Raw genomic sequence first — 20,265 nt, 5'->3', positions numbered from 1 at the left:
AAAAACTCCCAAACTACGAATTGTAATTTGGGAGTTTTTTTATTATCGATGTTCTTATTTACATTTATTTCTTTCGAAAAGAGAAATCAACTGCTCTAGTGCTGTTTTGGTTTTAAAATCTTCTTTTTCAATAGCAGCGATCAGTTTCGGACATCCGGCAAAAGCTTCCTTAGACATTTTTTTGATATTCGATCCTGTCTGGGTATGAACAGTGATACCAGCACTCGATTTTAAAAAACCAAAATACAATTCATCCCCTTTTTTCTTTCCAAAATAGTACGTTGTATCTCCAAACTGTCCTGAAGTTTTACCTTTTGAAGGATTGTATTGCATCGTTCCTGCAAAATCTACACATCCAATTTTTATATCTCTGTCATACAGAATGTAAAACCATTTTTTTTCCTTTGACTTAGAAAACTTTCCGGAAAAAGCATTAGCAGAAGTTAAATATAATCTTTCAGCCAGAAATTCATTTTTTTCATCATCTGTGAATTCTATCTTTTTGATAAGATCACTAGCAATCTTTTCTTTTTTCGCTTTTTCATCTGTTTTGAAAACGACTTTCGAATCGCCATTTTCGACCATTTCAGCCAGGCCTGATTTTTTGGTTCCGTTTTCCATATACAAAACTGCTTTTTGAAATTTAGCATGTCCAATTACTGAAAAAAGTAATAAGACGAGTATTAAAATTGTTTTTTTCATGATTTAGGGATTTATGATTTCTTACAAATATATAGTATTGGAAAGGATATATTTTAAATACACCGACCTTATTAGAATTGAGTTTTTTTGTGACAACATTTAAATATTTTACAGTCAAATCTTATATATTTGAGAAAAATTATTTTATGAAAAAAACTTTACTCTTTTTATTACTTGTTTTCCAATCCGTTTTAATATTTGCACAAAATACAGCAGAAATAACACATCTTTTTGGGGCTTATCCGGGATTTAATAACGATGTTACAGTTATAAAACAACAACCCGATGGAAAAATACTTGTTGGCGGTCGCTTTACTTGCTATCAGGGTGCGATTCAAAACCGATTGATTCGTTTAAATGCTGATGGAAGCAAGGACACTTCTTTTGATATTGGAGCTGGCTTTAACTATGATGTGGAAGCCATTTTGTTACAATCCGATGGAAAAATTCTGGTAGGTGGCTTATTTAGTAAATATCAGGAATCTGATCAAAAAGGTATCATTCGTTTAAATAGTGATGGAAGCAAAGATACTTCATTTGAAATAGGCACCGGAGCCGATACTGTATATTGTTTGGCACTATTATCCAATGGTAAAATATTAGTTGGAGGTGGATTTCAAAGCTTTAGTGGCAGGAGTAGCAAAAGTATAGTTCTGTTGAATTCAAATGGAGGTACTGATATTTCCTTTAAGTCCCCAATTAGTGATTATAGGTATGTAAAATCTTTGATTGTGCAACCTAACGGTAAAATACTCGCAGAAGGAAATTTTAGCGCCCCTCAAAATGAAATAGTACGGTTAAATCCTGATGGAACCCACGATACTTCATTTGACATTGGAACAAGTGGTTTTGAAAATAATAACGTTCAGGCAATGGCACTACAATCTGATGGTAAAATAATAGTTGTAGGAACTTTTAGCAGTTATAAAGAAAGTACTGAAAATGGCTTAATTCGTTTAAATGCCGATGGAAGCAAAGATGTTTCTTTCGACGTTAAAAGTGGTTTTAATAAAATATCGACTGATAATTCAAGTCATTTTCATTACGGAATTAGAAATATAGCCATACAGTCTGATGAAAAAATATTGGTTATGGGAAACTTTACCAGCTATCAGGGAAGTAATGTAAACGGGTTAATTCGTATAAATAAAGATGGATCCAGAGACACCACTTTTGATATTGGTACTCAGTTTAATAATGACCCTACAAAATCTAAAACTGTGACAATCCAATCTGATGGAAAATTATTAGTAGGATGGGATATTATAAATAATCAGGGAATTACTCAAAAACATTTAACCCGATTAAATTCCAATGGAATGAAGGATTCGTCTTTGAGTATTGGAACAGGATTAAATTTTCCCGTTAATTCAATGGTACAACAAAATGATGGAAAAATCTTAGTTGGTGGAAATTTTACGAACTATAAAGAAATTTCTCAAAATAATCTAATGCGTCTTAATTCAGATAAAAGTAAAGATGATTCCTTTTCTATAGGAACCGGATTCAATGGTTCAGTTAATTCTATAGTATTGCAAAGTGATGGAAAAATAATTGTTGGCGGTAAATTTACTAAATACCAGGAAACGGGTCAAAATTACTTAATTCGTTTGAATACAGATGGATCCAAAGATTCCTCTTTTAATATAGGTACAGGGTTTGATAACACGGTTAATTTTGTAGCTATACAACCTGACGGGAAAATATTAGTAGGTGGTAATTTTGGAAAATATCAAGGAACATCTCAGAATTGTTTGATTCGTTTAAACACAGACGGAACAAAAGACACAACATTTAATATAGGAACTGGTTTTTATAACAGTAAGCCAAATCCTGTAAACGTAGTCAAAACTATAATAGTACAATCCGATGGAAAAATACTGGTGGGCGGATATTTTCAAAAATTCGCAAGTTTGAATCAGGCCAATTTAATTCGATTAAATGCAAATGGAAGCAAAGACACTTCTTTTGATATAGGGTCTGGATTTAGTGATCCTGTTTATTCTATAACTTTACAGCCAGATAATAAAATTCTAGTGGGAGGTGTTTTTTCAAGTTATCAGGGAATTCAGAGAGAGAAATTAATTCGCTTAAATACCGATGGAAGTGCAGACAATTCTTTTGATGTAGAATCTACTTTTCAAAATTGCTTTGTGTATGCTACCGTCCTGCAAAATGATGGAAAAATAATTGTTGGAAGTTACTCTTCTAATGGTACATTAACTCAAAATAACCTGGTTGTTTTAAATACAAACGGAAGTAAAGACAACAGTTTTGACCCTGGAATTACATTTTTCAATAATAACAACACAAACGCAACTGTTTATTCCATATTATTGCAGCCAAATAATCAATTATTGATTGGTGGTGACTTTACTGCATATCAGGGAAACAACTTATCATCTTATTTAATTGGAATACAAGGGAATATATCTAACTTATCAAACGATGAGTTTAGTGAAAAAGCTACATCTTTCTCAATATGGCCAAATCCAGTAAAGAACACATTAAATATAATTTCTTTAAAAGAAAATAGTTGCGCTGTAAAAATTTATGATTTATTTGGAAGATTAGTTTACACGAAAGAAAATGCGAATTCATCAATAGACATAAGTTCATTCCACTCTGGTTTATATCTAATTAAAATAAAAACCGAAAACGGTGAAACTTCTCAAAAATTTATAAAAATATAATTGCTTAAATTGAAAACTGAAAACTCCCAAATTACAATTGTAGTTTGGGAGTTTTCAGTTTTTAATAATTCCATCATTTTTGGAATTTTGACCCGACCGATAGCGAACAGGCGAAGCAATTTTAAATATTGGATTTTTAAAGCACCATGGTCAACTGGATCCTCTTTCTATCCTCATCAACCTCAGTCACCTTTACATCCACATGCTGATGTAATTTTACCACTTCATTCACATCACTCACAAAACCGGCTTTTAGCTGTGAGATATGAACCAATCCGCTTTCTTTGATTCCGATATCTACAAAACAGCCAAAGTTGGTAATGTTGTTTACAATTCCCGGTAAAATCATTCCGATTTTCAAATCTTTGATTGATTTTACATTCGCATCAAACTCAAAAACCTTAGCCGATTTTCTTGGGTCTAATCCGGGCTTTTCAAGCTCTTTTATGATGTCTTTCAGTGTTAGTAGACCAACTTCTGATGTAGTATAGTTTTCGGCCTTAATCAGGGCTGTTTTTTCTTTGTTGCCAATTAAATCGTTTACCGATAATTTCAAATCTTTAGCCATTTTCTCCACAACCGGATAAGCTTCCGGATGCACCGCCGAATTGTCTAATGGATTTTTAGCATTCGAAATCCTGATAAACGCCGCTCCCTGCTGATACGCTTTATCCCCCAATCGAGGCACTTTTTTCAGCTGTTTTCTGTCTTCAAAAGGTCCATTTTCAGAACGGTATTGAACGATATTTTCGGCCAGCTTCTCTCCTATTCCACTCACGTAGCTTAACAAATGTTTACTGGCCGTGTTGATGTTGATTCCAACCGAGTTTACACAGCGAATTACCGTATTATCAAGTTCTTCTTTTAGTTTAGTCTGATCAACGTCATGCTGGTACTGCCCTACTCCAATTGCTTTTGGGTCGATTTTTACCAGTTCGGCCAACGGATCTGAAAGTCGTCTACCGATCGAAACTGAACCACGAACCGTGACATCATAATTAGGAAATTCTTCTCTCGCAATTTTTGATGCCGAATAAACCGAAGCACCGGCTTCTGAAACTATAAAAACCTGTATAGGTTTATCGAAAGCAATTTTTTTGATGAAAAATTCGGTTTCTCTTGAAGCCGTCCCGTTTCCAATAGAAATAGCATCAATTTTATACGAATTTACCATAGAACGGATTTTTTTAATCGCCATGGTTTCCTCGTTTTGAGGAGCATGAGGATAAATGGTTTCATTGTATAGTAAATCTCCCTTTTCATCCAGACAAACGACTTTACAACCACTTCTAAATCCCGGATCAATCGCTAAAATTCTTTTTTCTCCCAACGGCGGTGCCAATAAAAGCTGCCCTAAATTGTTGGCAAAAACCTGAATTGAGTTAGCATCAGCTTTAGCTTTGGCTTCCTGCAAGGTTTCATTCCCAATTGCCGGATTCAATAAACGTTTGTAACTGTCTTCAATCGCCAGCTGTAAATGTGCTGTCGAATTATTCTGTTTTTTAATGATAATTTCATCAATAACATCGTACGCTTCGTCAATATCTACATCTATTTTTAATTTTATAAAACCTTCATTTTCTGCACGAAGCATGGCTAATAAACGGTGTGCCGGAGCTTTTGTCAACGGTTCTTCCCAATCAAAATACTGGCTGAATTTCTGTGCTCCTTCTTCTTCCGCTTTCTTTTTTACAACCTTGGTAGCAATTGTGGCTTTTCGCTGAAATAATCTTCTTAACTGTTTACGGACATAAATATTTTCGTTGATCCATTCCGCCACAATATCTCTCGCACCCTGAATGGCAGCTTCTTCGTTAACAACATTTTCATTTAAATATTGAGTCGAAATAAAATCGAAATCAGAATCGCTTTCAGACATCATTAATTTGGCCAATGGTTCCAATCCAAATTCGCGAGCCACATCAGCTTTCGTTTTTTTCTTCTTTTTGTATGGAAGGTAGAAATCTTCAATTTCTTGTAAATCAAAACTGTCTTCAATTTTTTTCTTCAAATCCGGTGTAAGCGCTTTTTGCTCTTCAATAGATTTTAAAACCGCTTCTTTACGTTTTATAAGCGTATCGTATTCTTTTTGAAGTTTTGCAATCTGTTCGATTACAACTTCATCGAGATTTCCGGTCGAATCTTTTCGGTAACGCGAGATAAACGGAATCGTACAATCTTCTTCTAAAAGTTTTACTGTGTTTTGAATGTTTATTGGAGCCGTGTTAACGGATTTAGCGATAAATTGTATGTTAGTCATTTTTATTATTCTAATAATGAATGTTTATTTTTAAAACCTTTTTATTTTTTTGGTCTCAATACTACTGATGCTTTTGTAAAGTCGGAAGAAGCGTTGACTACATTTCTGTATTCCTGATAGATTTCTTTTGGGTAATTTATAGATTTGTAAATCTCAAAAACCTCAACAATTAATTGATTTCCTTCCACTTTTACGGTTGATTTGAAAGAACAATTTGTGGTTTCATCTCCTCCTGTTTTCTTATCAATTTCCAAATCTTTAAAACTTTCGACTTCATAACCGTTCGGAATATTGAAAACTATTTTGTGTTTGAACGTTTTAGCATACTTTAAATCCACATCCCATTTTCTATCCGTTTCCTGATATAAATTTCCTTGCTTACCAATCATTTTGCCGAGGTTTACCAAAACCAGATTACCGGCATTTTCAGTTAAGGATTCCTGTGCTTCCGCTTTAACTATAACATTGTAAGGTGTGTTGGAGTAATTGTATTTGAACTCTTGATTTTCAAAACTATAATTGGTTATTTTTATATTAAAATCATCACCAAATACTCTTTCCTTAATATACTCCCCTAGTTTTTTGTCATCCTGATTTTCATTAATGTATTTCACCCAATTCCTATTCAACTGTCCATCATACCCGGTATAAGAAAGTGTTTTTTCTATATTTGCCATTGTCAGGTCATCTGAAAATGTAACAGTACTTTTTGATTCATTTACAGTAAATTCAGCAGGAGCAATAGGAAAACTTAATACATAATTCTCTTTAAGGGCAGGATAATATGTTCTGCCTTCTGAACCCTGAAGCTCATAAGGTGGATAACCATAAGACAAATATTTCTCATACGGAGACAGGAATTTTTTAGTTTCAGGAATGTAATACATGAATTCATGAGACAGAGGTACAACAAATTTTTCGGTATCAATCTCTCCATTAAATCGCGACATACCCACTGCAACTTTATAGGGAATTTTTAATTCTTTGAGTGTAAATCCATATAAGTCAAAAATATCACCGCCTGTTAATTTTTGTTTTCCATTGTTTAAATTCGTGATTTTTTGAGCTGTTTCTCCTCTGCTTATAAAATCAAAATTGGTTTTTATGTACTCATCGATTTTAATTAATTTCTCTTCGGTTGATTCAGTACCAATATTTAATTTTTGAATAAACTCTCTGGCCTGCGCTTTCTTAAAATATTGAAAAGACGGTTTAGCAAGATATTGTGGTAAAAAATAATTCCAATTATAAATGTCCATTGATGGCGTTGAAACCATATAAATTAACTTCACCAAATTCTTTATGTTTGTTGCATTCGATTCTTCTTTAAAAATCGGAATATTAGTGGCTGTTAATATAGTCTTGTTCTTGCTACTGCTTTTTTTAAACTCTGAAGATGCATAAGTTTCAAATTTTACGCCTTCCTGAGTGTGTGTGAATTCGGCAAACAAAACCGGAATATCTTTCTGGAAAACTTCAACTCCATAAGCAGATGGATTTTCTTTTATAATGAAATAATATTCCAAAATATCCCCTGCTTCTACACCTTCAAAAACGATTGATTTTACTTTGTCGATCTCCGTTTCAATAATTTTATCCTGAGGTATTATTTTTATTTCTCCGTTAGGTTTTATGATACGAGCATGAAAATCACGAACATCACGAATGTATCCGTTGTCTTGGGCTTTAATTTTATTGTATTTGTTAATTTCCCCGGCTTTATTGATTTTTATGGCAAAATGATTCATTCCAAAAGTTGCATAAGCATAAGCTCCAACTCTTGTATGTATCCAGCGTTTGTCAAACAAGACTACAGCAGGCTGGTCTTTGTGTTCAGCCGAAATTTCATCAAAAATTGGTTTTTCGTCCCAAGTGTAGCTTTTTATTTCCTGCGAATAACTTTGAAAGAAGAATAACAAGACAAAAATTAGAGTTATTTTTTTCATTATTTAGAAAGAATTATGGATTGACTGTATTGTTTGGTTAGTGTTTTTATAAAAGAATTCCAAAGTATAAAATCCTTATTTTCTAATACTAATTTTTTTGATGCTATCTTTTGAGTTACTATAAGATTATTTTTCAGAAGCTTGTATTGAATATCAAAGCTTCCTAAATCGTTTTCAGCTTTTGCATTTTCAGGCATAAATTCTACTTTATAATCCAATGGTAATTGATACTCATACTGTATTTCATAAACATAAGCAAAGTCATTTTCTATAGAAAGTTTTCTTTTTTCAATATCAATAAGACTTTCTTTTAATGGAAAAAGCAATACCGGTTTTAATAATAATTTGCCATTGACATCTTTAATACCATTTTCTAATATTAATTTAAAATTTGCTTTTGATGGGAACTCCTGATAGTCGTTTTTTTGCAATTCCTGAATATCCAAAAGTATCTTCTGATTATTTTCAGTAATGATGTCTTTCCAAATTTCACTTTCTTTTTGATTATAAGCAGAAAGATGGGTCAATAAATAACTCTTTTTAAAACCAGATACAGTTACGCTTGCATCTCCCACAATACTAGAATTTTCAAGATTCAATTTCATCAGGATTGTAGTTTTATTCCTGCCGGATTCAACTTCCGGGATTTTTTCTATTTTAAATTCCTTTTCTGTTTTTCCTATCAAAGCTTCTTTACCCTGAATAAAAGAGGAAGGAAACGGAAAAGGACAAAATTTATCAGTGGCATCCATAAAATAACTTTTACCATCAATAACTACATTCGTAATCATATGGTTGTCTACCTGTGGCGTTGGAACATCTGCATATGTGTATGGCTTATGGCGTGTTCCAATCCAGGTCAGATTAGAATTTAATTGCGCATATCTAAACATTTCATTCAAAAGATTCGCCATATCTTTACAGTCTCCATATAACTTTTGAAAAATATCTGAAGCTTCCCTGGGAATAAAACCGCCCATTCCGTCTTCAAAGGCAACATAATGAACATTTTGCTGAACCCATTGATATATCGCTTTTGCCTTTTCTAAATCAGATTTTTTATCTTTTATCAGATCTAATGTTTTGTTCTTCAAAGCCGTTTGATCCGTTTTATTAATATTTTTTGTGATTGAATAATACCATTGGTATAATTTTTCAGGTGTACCTAATAACTCTTCTTTTTTGCCTTCTATTTCATAACTTTTGATATAAAAAATAATATGTGGCATGAAATATAAAGAACTCGGCATATTCTCTTCTCCTTCAAATTCAGGAATATCATTCGCTTCCCAGGTATAAATATCAAAATTTCCTTCTTTCGTTTTACTGAAAGCTATTTTTTCCTGATAATTTCCAAAAAGTTTATATCCAATTTCAGTAGAAGAATTACATCGAATCTGAAGTTTTGCAGTTTGTGTTTTTATCGGATTTTGAAATCGGAAACTGGATAAAAACCTAGGCTGTTTGAGCTTTGTTTTATAAGAAAATTCAATTAAGGAATTATCTTCCACTTTAGGCATCACAAAATATTTGTATTTATTGTCGCTTTTATAAATGTTTTCATTCTCTGCATCGATTGTAACAATAGAATAGGAACTTAAATCTATCTTTTTATTTGTTTTTGCAATATAAGTTGACCCTTTTATATTTGAAATTTCACTAAAACTATCAAAAGGAATTCTAATAGCATATTCCTGAGTATTTTTGCTTTTTGAAATTGCTCTGCTTTCATTTACAAAAGTTTCAACTTCTAAGGCATTACCAGAATTTATTACTATGGTTTCGTTGCTAAAAACTATTTTTGACTTTTCCTGAGAATACAATTGAAAAGAAAATATAAACAGTACAATATACTTTTTCATTGATTTGATTTGGTGTAAACAATATTCTTACCTATTATATTTATCACCGTTATTAGAAATTTTATAAACAATTAAATCTATTTTCGAGATAATTTCGGACAGCTAAAATAATATCTTTGTTTCTATTTTTTAACCAATGGAAGTTTTATTACTATATTTTTTATTTGTAAATGTTCTTGAGTTTATAATTACGGGTTACGATAAATTTTTGGCTCGTAAACAAAAACGTCGAATTCCTGAAAACACCTTGTTTTTTCTCGCTTTAATTGGCGGATCGATTGGGTTATTAACAGCGATGTTAATCTTTAGACATAAAACGGCTAAAACTTCTTTTATTGTAAAGTTTTTTGTAATTATTTTAGTTCAGATCTTATTGATTTATTTGAAATTAACTAATAAAATCTAAGTAATTGGCTTTGTTGATAACTTCAAATTCAGCTTCCGGATAGGCATTTTTGAATGCTGTTGGAATTTTTACTTTCTTATTTTCGTTCCATTTAAACTCAAATCCGGAAAGTTTGTCTTCTCGTTCTTCAAGCCAGTCCAGTTCTTGCTGATCGTAAGTTCTCCAGAAGTAATTTTTGGTTTTTATCTTCTTATAATTTTGCTTTTTAATCCTTTCGTAAGCCAGATAATTTTCCCATAAATCTCCAACATCTGTTCTGGATTCCAGTTTAGTAAAGTTGTTAATAATTGCGTTTCGAATTCCATTATCGTAAAAATACCATCTATTTGATTTTACAATTTCCTTGCGGAGATTTCTGCTAAAACCTTCTATTTTAAAGAGAATAAAAACCTTAGAAAGTAAATCTAAATAATTGCCAACCGTGTTTTTTGATAATTGTAATTGATTGGCCAATTCCTGTACAGAAACCTCTTTTCCAACCTGATAAGCAATTAAACGGAGCAAATCATAGATTTTATCTGCATGTTTAATGCCTTCAAAAACCAAAATATCTTTTAATAAATAAGAATTGATTATTTCAAAAAGATAGTCCTTTTTTTCTTCCCAAGATTCGTACTGAATCAATTCAGGATAGCCTCCAAAGAGTAATTTTTCTTCTAAATTTTCGGTTGTTTGTTTAAAGTTTTCAACTTCAGAAAATTCGATTTGAGATAATGGAAATAAGTAAATTGTATTTTTTCTGCCAACTAAAGGTTCGCCCAGTTTATTACTCAAATCAAACATTGAAGATCCTGTTGCAATAATTTTGATTCCGTTGATTGAATCTACAATTAATTTCAGGATCAAACCAATATCCGGAACGTTTTGTGCTTCGTCAATTACCAGTAAATCAATCCCTGCCAAAAGTCTTTTATAGTTATTAACAGAACGTTCCTTTAATAAATTGATATCATTGATATCCTCTCCATTTAATTGCAAATAACTTTCAGATGGAAGTTCTGATACATAATTTTTAATTAATTCTGTTTTTCCAACACGTCTTGCTCCTAATAAAATTAGAACTTTATTTGGTATCACTTTTTGACGAAATTCATCAACAACTGCTCTTTTTAAATGTTTTTTCATACTAAACAGATTAAAAATACATTTCAAATATACACAAAAAACATTAATTCTGTCAGTAGATTGACTGAATTTATATTAATTGCGTCAGTGTATTGACTAAATTTACGTTAATTCAGTCAGTAAAAAATCAAATAAGTTATTTTCAAAACATTAAATAAAAAACCGGAAAGATTTAAAAAATCCGCCCGGTTTGCTTTTATAGAGGTGCGAAGCACCGAAATTTTTTAGCTTTTTTACGAGCAAGCAATTTTATTCACTCGGTTTTGGTGTCTTCCACCTTCAAATTCAGTACTAAGAAAAGTTTCTACCATTTCTACTGCCTGTGGAATTGAAGTAAAACGTGCCGGAATGCTTATAATGTTGGCATCATTATGTAAACGTATTAAAACCGCAATTTCTTTTGTCCAGCATAAACCAGCTCTCACTTTTGGGTGTTTATTAACCGTCATGGCAATTCCGTTTCCGCTGCCGCAGATCACGATTCCAAAATCAGCTTTTCCTTCAGATACATCATTCGCAACGGGATGTCCAAAATCCGGATAATCAACTGAATCTTCAGAATCTGTTCCGTAATTGGTTACTTCATATCCTTTTGCTTTAAGCATAGCTACAATAGCTTTTTTGTACTCTGGTCCTGCGTGATCGTTTCCTATCGAAATTTTCATTTTAAATACTATTAAGTTGTGTTTCTGCAAATTTACTCAATAATTAAATGTTCTCTATAAATTAGAGGAATTTTCACTATTTTTTTGTTTATTAACAGAAAATTGTTGCTTAAATATGTTGCTTAAAATGTAATACAAAAATCATAATTGCAATTACCTAAATTTCAAACCTTTATCAGTTATCAACATTTTTTATAAATATATAAAATACTGATATTCAATAAATAAAGATCATTTTTTTTGTTAAATTTTTAGGGTGTTAATAGGAGTTCTTAATTCGTTGATATTCAGTTAACTTTAAATTAACAGGAAATGTTGATAAGTTGAGATAGAAAATTAGAAGTTTTTTTTGGTTGTGTCAAAAAAATACTTAATCCAAAACTGAAATCAAAAATGCAAGAAAAGTTTCAGGAATTTTTAGAAAAGTTATCAATATTAAAAATGCTATTTTCAACAGAAATGAACATATCAACTTATCTACAAAATGAATCAAATTTTGGTTGTCAACCGTTGTTAATTAAAATTCAAAAAGGCTTAAAAATTAATCTTTTAACTACAAATAACTATGTTGATAACTCCCAATAACTAAAAGAAACTTCATTTCAATACTTTTAAAAATAAATTTATTCGACATATTAACACACTATAATAACCATCAAATTTTTTTAAATTTTTAAAAATCTTTTTTGTTGTATTTAATATATGTTGAAAACTAAAAAAGTTGAAAAGGAAAAATTTTATTTTTTGAATTGAATTTTAGTCTGATTTGAGTTTGTTTGAATTTTTGTTTCAGACGATTTTAAGCGGATTGTTCAAATTGTCGAGAATTTCCTGAACTTGTTCGAAATCGCTCGGATGAACTTTGAGTTTGATTCCACCCAGTGCTGCCGAATACATTGGAACAACCGATAAAGTGATTTCATTTTCAAAATAGTATGGAATGTCCTCTTGCTCTAATAAGTGTTTAAGAATGACTGTTTCGTGGTCATAATAGAATGTAGCAATGGTTTTAAAGCTTTCCATAAAAGGCATTTTTATAAAGATACGAAATGAGAAGCATTTTAGTTGAAAAAGCTATAACTAAATAGTTCAGTTGTTTTGATTGTGTAAAACGATGAAAACCAGCAGTTGAAAGTTATAATTTTAATAATTCTATTTGTTAAAATATTTAATCTGATATCTTATTTGTAATTTTAAACCTTATAAGAAAAGATATATGAGTAAGAAAATTAGAAAACCGATAAAAAATGAGAAAGATTTCTCAGGAAAAATACTGAAGATTTTATCGAAAAGCCCTAATAAAGCATTTAATTACAAACAGATAGCTGCAAAGCTTGAACTTGATGATACAAAAAGCAGAAACCAGATCATAAAAGATTTAAAAATAATGGCTGGTTCGAAGAAAATTATTGAATCGGAACCTGGAAAATATTTAGTAAAAGCTGAAAGTCAGGATTATTACGAAGGAACTATTGATATGACAAGCCGTAAAACAGCTTATTTTATTTGTGAAGATTTTGCAGAAGACGTTTTTATTCCAACCAATAATCTGAATCGTGCATTAGATAAAGATAAAGTCAAAGTTTATGTTTATAACCGTAGAAAAGGAAAACGTCCTGAAGGTGAAGTAATTGAAGTTGTTGAAAGAAACAAAACAGAATTCGTTGGAGTAATTGATATACAGCCCAATTTTGCTTTTGTTTCGACAGCAAATCCTAAAATGTACACGGATATTTTTATTCCGAAAGACAAAATAGGAGAGGCCGAAAATGGAGATGTTGTTTTAGTAACAATTGAAGACTGGCCAAAGAGAGCTGATAGTCCGTTTGGTTCTGTCATTAAAGTTTTAGGCAAGCCAGGAGAACACAATACAGAGATTCATGCTATTTTAGCTGAATATGGTTTGCCATCAGATTTTCCGGTAGAAGTAGAGGTCTATGCTCAAAAAATAGATACTTCGATTCAGGAATCTGAGATTGCAAAACGTCGCGATATGCGTTACACGCTTACCTTTACCATTGATCCAAAAGACGCTAAAGATTTTGATGATGCCTTGTCTTTCAAAAAGTTAGAAAACGGAAATTACGAAATTGGTGTTCATATTGCTGATGTTTCGTATTATCTTGAAGAAGGAACAATTCTGGATGATGAAGCCTATCAAAGAGCAACTTCGGTTTATTTGGTCGATAGGGTAGTGCCAATGCTTCCGGAAGTTTTATCGAATTTTGCCTGTTCACTTCGTCCGCATGAAGAAAAATATACTTTCTCTGCCGTTTTTGAAGTTTCGCCAACTGCTCAGGTTATTAACCAATGGTTTGGCAGAACTGTAATTTATTCTGATCAGCGTTTTGCTTACGAAGAAGCACAATATATTATTGAAACAAAAGACAATACGATTCCATTGGAAACTTCTATTACCGGGGAATCCTATGTAGTTTCAGATGAAATTGTGGAAGCTACTTTAAAATTAGATGAATTAGCTAAAATTTTAAGAAAGAAAAGAATGCAGAATGGTGCCATTTCTTTTGATAAAGTTGAAGTAAAATTCAACTTGGATGCAGAAGGAGAACCGGAAGGTGTTTATTTCAAAGTTTCTAAAGATGCCAATCATCTTATTGAAGAATTCATGCTTTTAGCGAATAGAAAAGTGGCTGAATACATTGGAAAACAAAAGAAAACCTTTGTGTACCGAATTCACGATGAACCAAATGAAGATAAACTGATTGCCATGCAGCAGGTGATTTCGAAGTTTGGTTATAAAATTGACTTTAGAAATAAAGGCGATATTTCGAAATCATTGAATGCCCTGATGGAAGAAGTAAACGGCAAAAAAGAACAAAACTTAATTGATACTCTTGCAATTAGAAGTATGAGCAAAGCCAAATATTCTACAGATAATATAGGACATTACGGTTTAGCTTTTGATTATTACAGCCATTTTACATCGCCAATTCGTCGTTATCCGGACGTTATGGTACATCGTTTACTGCAGTATTATCTGGATGGAGGTGCTTCTGTAGACGAAGAAACGTACGAAACCAAATGCCTGCATTGTTCGAACATGGAAAGCTTAGCAACAAATGCTGAAAGAGATAGTATCAAATACATGCAGGTTAAATACATGCAGGATCATCAGGATGAAGAATTCCTTGGTGTTATTTCCGGTGTTACCGAATGGGGAATTTACGTTGAAATTGTTTCTAATAAATGCGAAGGAATGGTAAGAATCAGAGAGATCAAGGATGATTATTATACTTTCGATGAAAAGCAATATGCACTGGTGGGAGCAACTTCAGACAGTATTTTACAATTAGGGGATGAAATTTACGTTAAAGTGAAAAATGCAGATTTAGTTAAAAAACAACTGGATTTCCATTTTTTACGACGAGCAGAATAAGTTGTTAAATTTAAAAATTTAAAGAAATGAAAAAATTAATTATAATTGCAGTTGTTTTATTTTTCCAAATGTCTTTTGGTCAGGTCACCAAAGAATTAGGAGATTTTGATACGGTTAAAGTTTATGATAAATTAAATGTAAAATTAGTTCAGTCATCTGAAAATAAATTGGTTATAAAAGGAGCAAGGGAAGCAGAATTAGAAGCTGTTAATAAGAATGGTATTCTAAAAATAAGAATGCCATTTCCAAAACTTTTGTCCGGCGAGGATTTAGAAGTTACTTTGTATTACAAACATATTGAGCTTATTGATGTTAATGAAGGAGCAATTGTTACAAGTTCAGAAACTATAAAAGCAACAAGTTTTAAAGTAAGTGCTCAGGAAGGTGGAAAAATTAATGTAAATTTGGAGGTTGAAAAACTTAAGGTTAGTTCAGTTTCCGGAGGAGAAATTACTTTAGCCGGAAAAGCTTCGAACCAGGTGGCAAGTTTAGGTGCAGGCGGTTATTTACTAGCAAGTAAATTAGAAACCTCTCAGACCACAGTAAGCGTTTCTGCGGGAGGAAAAGCAGATGTGAATGCTTCTACACTTGTGGATGCAAAAGTAAGCGCAGGAGGCTCTATTTACATTTATGGGAAACCTAAACAAATTAACCAAAAAACAGTTTTTGGAGGTAAAATAGAAGAAGTAAAATAATATTGAATGATAAATGATATTCTGGCTGGGCTGCCATGGGGACTTGTTCTGAGCTTTATGGTGGGTCCGGTATTTTTTGTTTTATTAGAAACCAGTATTACCAAAGGTTTTAGATCTGCAATTGTCTTTGATCTTGGAGTAGTATTAGGTGATATTTTTTTTATAGCAATTGCCTATTTAGGAAGTTACAGGTTAATTTCAAGTTTAAAGGATGATCCTGCTCTTTTTATTTTTGGCGGTATCATTATGTTGTCTTATGGTATTATTTCATTTGTAAAATTAAAAAAAGTAGAAAAAATCAATGATGAAGAAATTGATCGGGATATTTTAAAAAGAAATTACGGCAGTTTATTTGTAAAAGGCTTTTTACTGAACGTTATTAACATTGGAGTTCTTGGATTCTGGCTTGCAGTCATCATTTCTGTCGGACCAAAATTAGAAATGCAAAACTCAAGAATGATTACTTTTTTTACTTCTGTGATCATAACATATTTATTGGTTGACTGTCTTAAAATCGTATTGGCCAAGCAATTAAAATCTAAAATGACACCTGTGAATATTCTTAAAATTAAAAAAGGAATCAGTATTGTTTTAATGGTCTTTGGTGTAGTATTAATTACTCAGGGATGGTTTCCAAAAGAAAAAGAAATGATGAAAAATGCTTTTGAAAGGATAGAAAAATAAGAGTTGTTAATAACTCAAAATACAAATAGAACCTCTGAATTGCAGAGGTTTTTTTGTGTTTATAAGTTTGATTTTTGGATAGGTTTGTCATTTCGACGGAAGGAGAAATCACACTAGAAACTCCACAAAGAATGTCTATAATCTTTGTCGAATCCTACGTTTGATTTTTCCTCCGTCGAATGAAAAGATTGAGAAAATAGAAATATAAAAATACACACATTACTGTATCTCTTTTGAAGAATCGTCTGGATTGGATCCAAAACCTTTAATTAATTTATCTAAAATTTAATCATAAAAAAATCCAAGTTTCCTTTAAGATTTTGATTCATCGTCCGGATTCGAACTATCTCTTTAATTAATTTTTCTTAAAAATTAAACATAAAAAACTCCATGTTTCCTTGAAAATTTTGATTCATCCTCCGGATTCGAACTATCTCTTTAATTAATTTTTCCTAAAAATTAGATATAAAAAAACCTCCAAGTTTCCTTGAAGGTTTAGGGGCATCGTCTGGATTCGAACTATCTCTTTAATTAATTTTTCTTAAAAATTAACCATAAAAAAAACCTCCAAGTTTCCTTGAAGGTTTAGGGGCATCGTCCGGATTCGAACTATCTCTTTAATTAATTTTTCCTAAAAATTAGATATAAAAAAACCTCCAAGTTTCCTTGAAGGTTTAGGGGCATCGTCTGGATTCGAACTATCTCTTTAATTAATTTTTCTTAAAAATTAACCATAAAAAAAACCTCCAAGTTTCCTTGAAGGTTTAGAGGCATCGTCCGGATTCGAACCGGAGTAGGAGCTTTTGCAGAGCCCAGCCTAGCCACTCGGCCACGACGCCATTGCTTGAACGGATGGCAAAAGTAACTAAAATCTTTAAAATTCAAAAGTTTCGAATAAACTATTTTGAAAAAATACGGTTTTAACCTAAAGAATTACTTTCTTATTTCCGTCATTTTTATGGTAACTGATTCAACATCACCACTAATAGGGGGATTAATCTTCGAAACGGAAACTGTTGTTTTTTCTACTGTTTCAATCTCATTTAATATGCGAATGTTGATTCTTTTGGCTACATGTTCTAATAAATGCGAACGAATTGCCATTTCTTCCGTAACAATTTTATTCAAATGTACATAATCGACTGTATCAGTTAAGTCATCTGTTTCTGCTGATTGCTGTAAATTGGTTTTAATTTTTAAGTCAACAGTGTAATTAGATCCTATTTTTCCTTCTTCAATCATACATCCATGATAAGAAAAAGTACGGATGTTTTTTAATTTTATAACTCCCATTTTAAAATTTAGTTTCAAGTTTTAAGTTTCAAGTTTAGAGTAAGTTTCCCAAAGAAAACCATAAACTATAAACTGTAAACTATAAACTTTTTTATCTTTGCTAAAATTACTATAAATAATGGCATCAGAAGATAAATCTCTCAATTTTATTGAACAAATCATAGAAGAAGATCTTAAATCAGGTCTTTCAAATTCTAAATTACGCTTTCGTTTTCCACCTGAACCAAACGGTTATTTACACATTGGACACGCAAGTTCTATTGCTTTAAATTTTGGTTTAGGAATTGATTATCAATCACCTGTAAATTTACGTTTTGACGATACAAACCCAGAGAAAGAAGAACAGGAATTTGTTGATGCTATTAAAAAAGACGTAGAATGGTTAGGATATACCTGGGCAGAAGAATGTTATGCTTCAGATTATTTTCAACAGTTGTACGATTGGGCCGTTTTATTAATTAAAAAAGATAAGGCGTATGTTGACAGTCAGACTTCTGAAGAAATGGCTGCTCAAAAAGGAACTCCTACAACTGTAGGAACTGATAGTCCATACAGAAATCGTTCTGTTGAAGAAAATTTAGATTTGTTCGAAAGAATGAAAAACGGTGAATTTGAAGCCGGTACTCATATTCTTCGTGCTAAAATTGACATGAAATCAACTAACATGTTGATGCGTGATCCTATCATGTACAGGATTCTGCACAAACATCACCATAGAACCGGAGATATCTGGAAAATTTATCCAATGTACGATTGGGCACATGGACAAAGTGATTATTTAGAAGCTATTTCACATTCGTTTTGTACGCTTGAATTTTTGCCTCACCGTGAATTGTACGATTGGTTTTTAGACCAGATTATTGATGAAAATCTAATTCGTCCAAAACAAAGAGAATTTGCAAGACGTAACTTATCACATACTGTTGTGAGTAAACGAAAATTACAGCAACTAGTTAAGGAAAAGCATGTTAACGGTTGGGATGATCCTAGAATGTCTACTATTTCAGGATTAAGAAGACGTGGTTATACAGCTGCTTCTTTACGTAATTTTGCCAACACAATTGGTATTGCTAAACGTGATAATTTAATAAATGTATCGGTTTTAGAGTTTTGTATTCGTGAAGATCTGAACAAAATTGCACCTCGTGTAATGGCTGTTTTAGATCCTGTAAAATTGGTAATTACGAATTATCCGGAAGGAAAAGAAGAGTGGTTGGAAGCTGAAAATAATCAGGAAGATGAGAATGCAGGTTTCAGAAAAGTGCCATTTTCCAGTGAATTATATATCGAAAGAGAAGACTTTTTAGAAGAGGCTCCGGCTAAATATTTCCGTTTGACTTTAGGAAAAGAAGTACGTCTTAAAAATGCGTATATCATTAAAGGAGAATCTGTTATAAAAGATGCAGAAGGAAATATTACTGAAATTCATGTGACTTATGATACCGATTCTTTAAGCGGAAGCGGGACAGAAGCAAGCCAAAGAAAAGTGTCTGGAACATTGCATTGGGTTTCTATCAAACATGCTGTAGAAGCAGAAGTTCGTTTGTACGATCGTTTGTTTACAGATGAAGCTCCGGACAGTTATAAAGACAAAAATTTCTTAGATTTTGTGAATCCAAATTCATTAGAAATCGTAACCGGATATGTGGAGCCAAGTTTAGCAACAGCTCAAAATGAAGATAAATTCCAATTTCAACGTTTAGGTTATTTTACTGTTGATAAAGACTCAACTGCTTCAAAATTAGTATTTAATAAAACTGTTGGACTGAAAGATGCCTGGGAAGAAAAAGGTAAAAAAGAAGAAAACAGTATCAATAATTCTTTAAAAGATATCAATAAATATTTTAAAGTTGAAACTAAACCGGAACGTATTGCAATTGAAAGTGCGATAGGGGAGAGCATCGCAACTATTTCAAGTTTTTCTTTATTACAAAATTCATTAAAGAAGAATATCAACAATAATAAGGCTTCACTGTTGTTTTCTCAATTTTTATTGAAATATTCAAATTGGAAATCTACAGATTTTGAAGAAGAGGATATTAAAAAATTATATACAATGTCTCTTAGAAGTGAATCGACTTATGTGAGATCGAAAGCACTTTTGAATTTGAGAGATATTGAAAATTCAGATCTCAAAAATCAATTTGAAGGCGATATTTTGAAATTATATTCAAATCCTCCAAAATCTGCTTCAGAGAGAGAAATCGAAATTCTTTCTGAAATAGTAAAAAAATAAAATCAATATTATTTATTAAAAGCGCTTTTATAAGCGCTTTTTTTTATTATTTATTTTTTCTATTAAAACTAAATATTTTATAATTTTTATAAATTAAAATTGACTTTCATAAATTGATTTTAAGACGTTTTTAAAATACTTCCGATTCATTTATCATCTTTTTAAAAATCTTTTAAAATTGAGCTTTATTTTAGTTTTGAACTATATTTATGGATGTTTTAAGGATTATCAACAGTGGATTGTTGATAAAGTTGAAAATGAGATTTTATTTTCATTTAATTCAGAAATTCAAGCTCAAAAA

The 20,265-nt window shown here is 31.7% G+C and carries 14 protein-coding genes and 1 tRNA gene; 6 read left to right on the top strand and 9 right to left on the bottom strand.

What is annotated here, in order from left to right; genetic code table 11:
• Positions 1-54 precede the first annotated feature (54 nt).
• On the bottom strand, positions 55-702 hold the full coding sequence (locus OZP09_RS12665; RefSeq protein WP_281309477.1) for a hypothetical protein: 648 nt from the start codon (positions 700-702) through the stop codon (positions 55-57).
• A 146-nt stretch (positions 703-848) separates the two neighbouring features.
• Here OZP09_RS12665 and OZP09_RS12660 point away from each other — a divergent pair, with 146 nt between their 5' ends.
• Positions 849-3,395 carry a T9SS type A sorting domain-containing protein gene (locus OZP09_RS12660; protein WP_269234081.1) on the top strand — a complete coding sequence of 849 codons (2,547 nt, stop codon included), beginning with the start codon at positions 849-851 and terminating at the stop codon, positions 3,393-3,395.
• Positions 3,396-3,531: 136 nt separating this feature from the next.
• On the opposite strand, the gene OZP09_RS12655 is transcribed toward OZP09_RS12660, so the two are convergent.
• The 3 genes from OZP09_RS12655 to OZP09_RS12645 are packed head-to-tail and all read right to left on the bottom strand — an operon-like array spanning position 3,532 to position 9,463.
• On the bottom strand, positions 3,532-5,655 hold the full coding sequence (locus OZP09_RS12655; RefSeq protein WP_281309476.1) for a Tex family protein: 2,124 nt from the start codon (positions 5,653-5,655) through the stop codon (positions 3,532-3,534).
• A gap of 41 nt (positions 5,656-5,696) precedes the next feature.
• Entirely contained in the window at positions 5,697-7,601 is a 1,905-nt protein-coding gene (locus OZP09_RS12650; protein WP_281309475.1) for a DUF3858 domain-containing protein, read from the bottom strand.
• The gene (locus OZP09_RS12645) at positions 7,601-9,463 is read right to left on the bottom strand and encodes a DUF3857 domain-containing protein (protein WP_281309474.1); all 1,863 of its coding nucleotides are present in this window, start codon (positions 9,461-9,463) and stop codon (positions 7,601-7,603) included. Before OZP09_RS12645 ends, OZP09_RS12650 begins: the two co-directional genes overlap by 1 nt.
• Before the next feature lie 136 nt (positions 9,464-9,599).
• Between OZP09_RS12645 and OZP09_RS12640 the strand changes: the two genes are divergently transcribed.
• Positions 9,600-9,869 carry a DUF1294 domain-containing protein gene (locus tag OZP09_RS12640; protein ID WP_269234073.1) on the top strand — a complete coding sequence of 90 codons (270 nt, stop codon included), beginning with the start codon at positions 9,600-9,602 and terminating at the stop codon, positions 9,867-9,869.
• Here the strand turns inward: OZP09_RS12640 and OZP09_RS12635 are convergent.
• The 3 genes from OZP09_RS12635 to OZP09_RS12625 form a co-directional block, all read right to left on the bottom strand.
• Positions 9,852-10,994 carry an ATP-binding protein gene (locus OZP09_RS12635; protein WP_281309473.1) on the bottom strand — a complete coding sequence of 381 codons (1,143 nt, stop codon included), beginning with the start codon at positions 10,992-10,994 and terminating at the stop codon, positions 9,852-9,854. The two genes, OZP09_RS12640 and OZP09_RS12635, sit on opposite strands and share 18 nt — an antisense overlap.
• 233 nt (positions 10,995-11,227) lie before the next feature.
• Positions 11,228-11,659 carry a ribose 5-phosphate isomerase B gene (rpiB, locus tag OZP09_RS12630; protein ID WP_269234070.1) on the bottom strand — a complete coding sequence of 144 codons (432 nt, stop codon included), beginning with the start codon at positions 11,657-11,659 and terminating at the stop codon, positions 11,228-11,230.
• Positions 11,660-12,448: 789 nt separating this feature from the next.
• The gene (locus OZP09_RS12625; RefSeq protein ID WP_269234069.1) at positions 12,449-12,682 is read right to left on the bottom strand and encodes a putative signal transducing protein; all 234 of its coding nucleotides are present in this window, start codon (positions 12,680-12,682) and stop codon (positions 12,449-12,451) included.
• 193 nt (positions 12,683-12,875) lie between these two features.
• Between OZP09_RS12625 and rnr the strand changes: the two genes are divergently transcribed.
• The 3 genes from rnr to OZP09_RS12610 are packed head-to-tail and all read left to right on the top strand — an operon-like array spanning position 12,876 to position 16,435.
• Positions 12,876-15,056 carry a ribonuclease R gene (gene rnr, locus OZP09_RS12620; RefSeq protein ID WP_281309472.1) on the top strand — a complete coding sequence of 727 codons (2,181 nt, stop codon included), beginning with the start codon at positions 12,876-12,878 and terminating at the stop codon, positions 15,054-15,056.
• Between the two features lie 26 nt (positions 15,057-15,082).
• Positions 15,083-15,751 (top strand): head GIN domain-containing protein, encoded by a 669-nt coding sequence (locus tag OZP09_RS12615; protein ID WP_269234068.1) that lies wholly within the window; start codon positions 15,083-15,085, stop codon positions 15,749-15,751.
• Positions 15,752-15,757: 6 nt separating this feature from the next.
• A complete protein-coding gene (locus OZP09_RS12610) occupies positions 15,758-16,435 on the top strand; it encodes a LysE family translocator (protein WP_269234067.1) in 678 nt (225 codons plus the stop codon).
• Positions 16,436-17,203: 768 nt separating this feature from the next.
• Here OZP09_RS12610 and OZP09_RS12605 read toward each other — a convergent pair.
• Together OZP09_RS12605 and folB are read right to left on the bottom strand one after the other, a co-directional pair.
• Positions 17,204-17,274: transfer RNA gene (locus tag OZP09_RS12605), tRNA-Cys, on the bottom strand.
• Between the two features lie 94 nt (positions 17,275-17,368).
• Positions 17,369-17,728, bottom strand: coding sequence for a dihydroneopterin aldolase (folB, locus tag OZP09_RS12600; RefSeq protein WP_269234065.1), 360 nt, complete (start codon positions 17,726-17,728; stop codon positions 17,369-17,371).
• Between the two features lie 118 nt (positions 17,729-17,846).
• Between folB and OZP09_RS12595 the strand changes: the two genes are divergently transcribed.
• Positions 17,847-19,964 carry a glutamine--tRNA ligase/YqeY domain fusion protein gene (locus tag OZP09_RS12595; protein WP_269234064.1) on the top strand — a complete coding sequence of 706 codons (2,118 nt, stop codon included), beginning with the start codon at positions 17,847-17,849 and terminating at the stop codon, positions 19,962-19,964.
• The last annotated feature ends 301 nt before the right edge of the window (positions 19,965-20,265 follow it).

The organism is Flavobacterium flavigenum (assembly GCF_027111255.2).
GTDB classification, from domain to species: domain Bacteria; phylum Bacteroidota; class Bacteroidia; order Flavobacteriales; family Flavobacteriaceae; genus Flavobacterium; species Flavobacterium flavigenum.
Note: the sequence above shows the minus strand (reverse complement) of the source record. Positions and strands in the feature narration are given on the sequence as shown.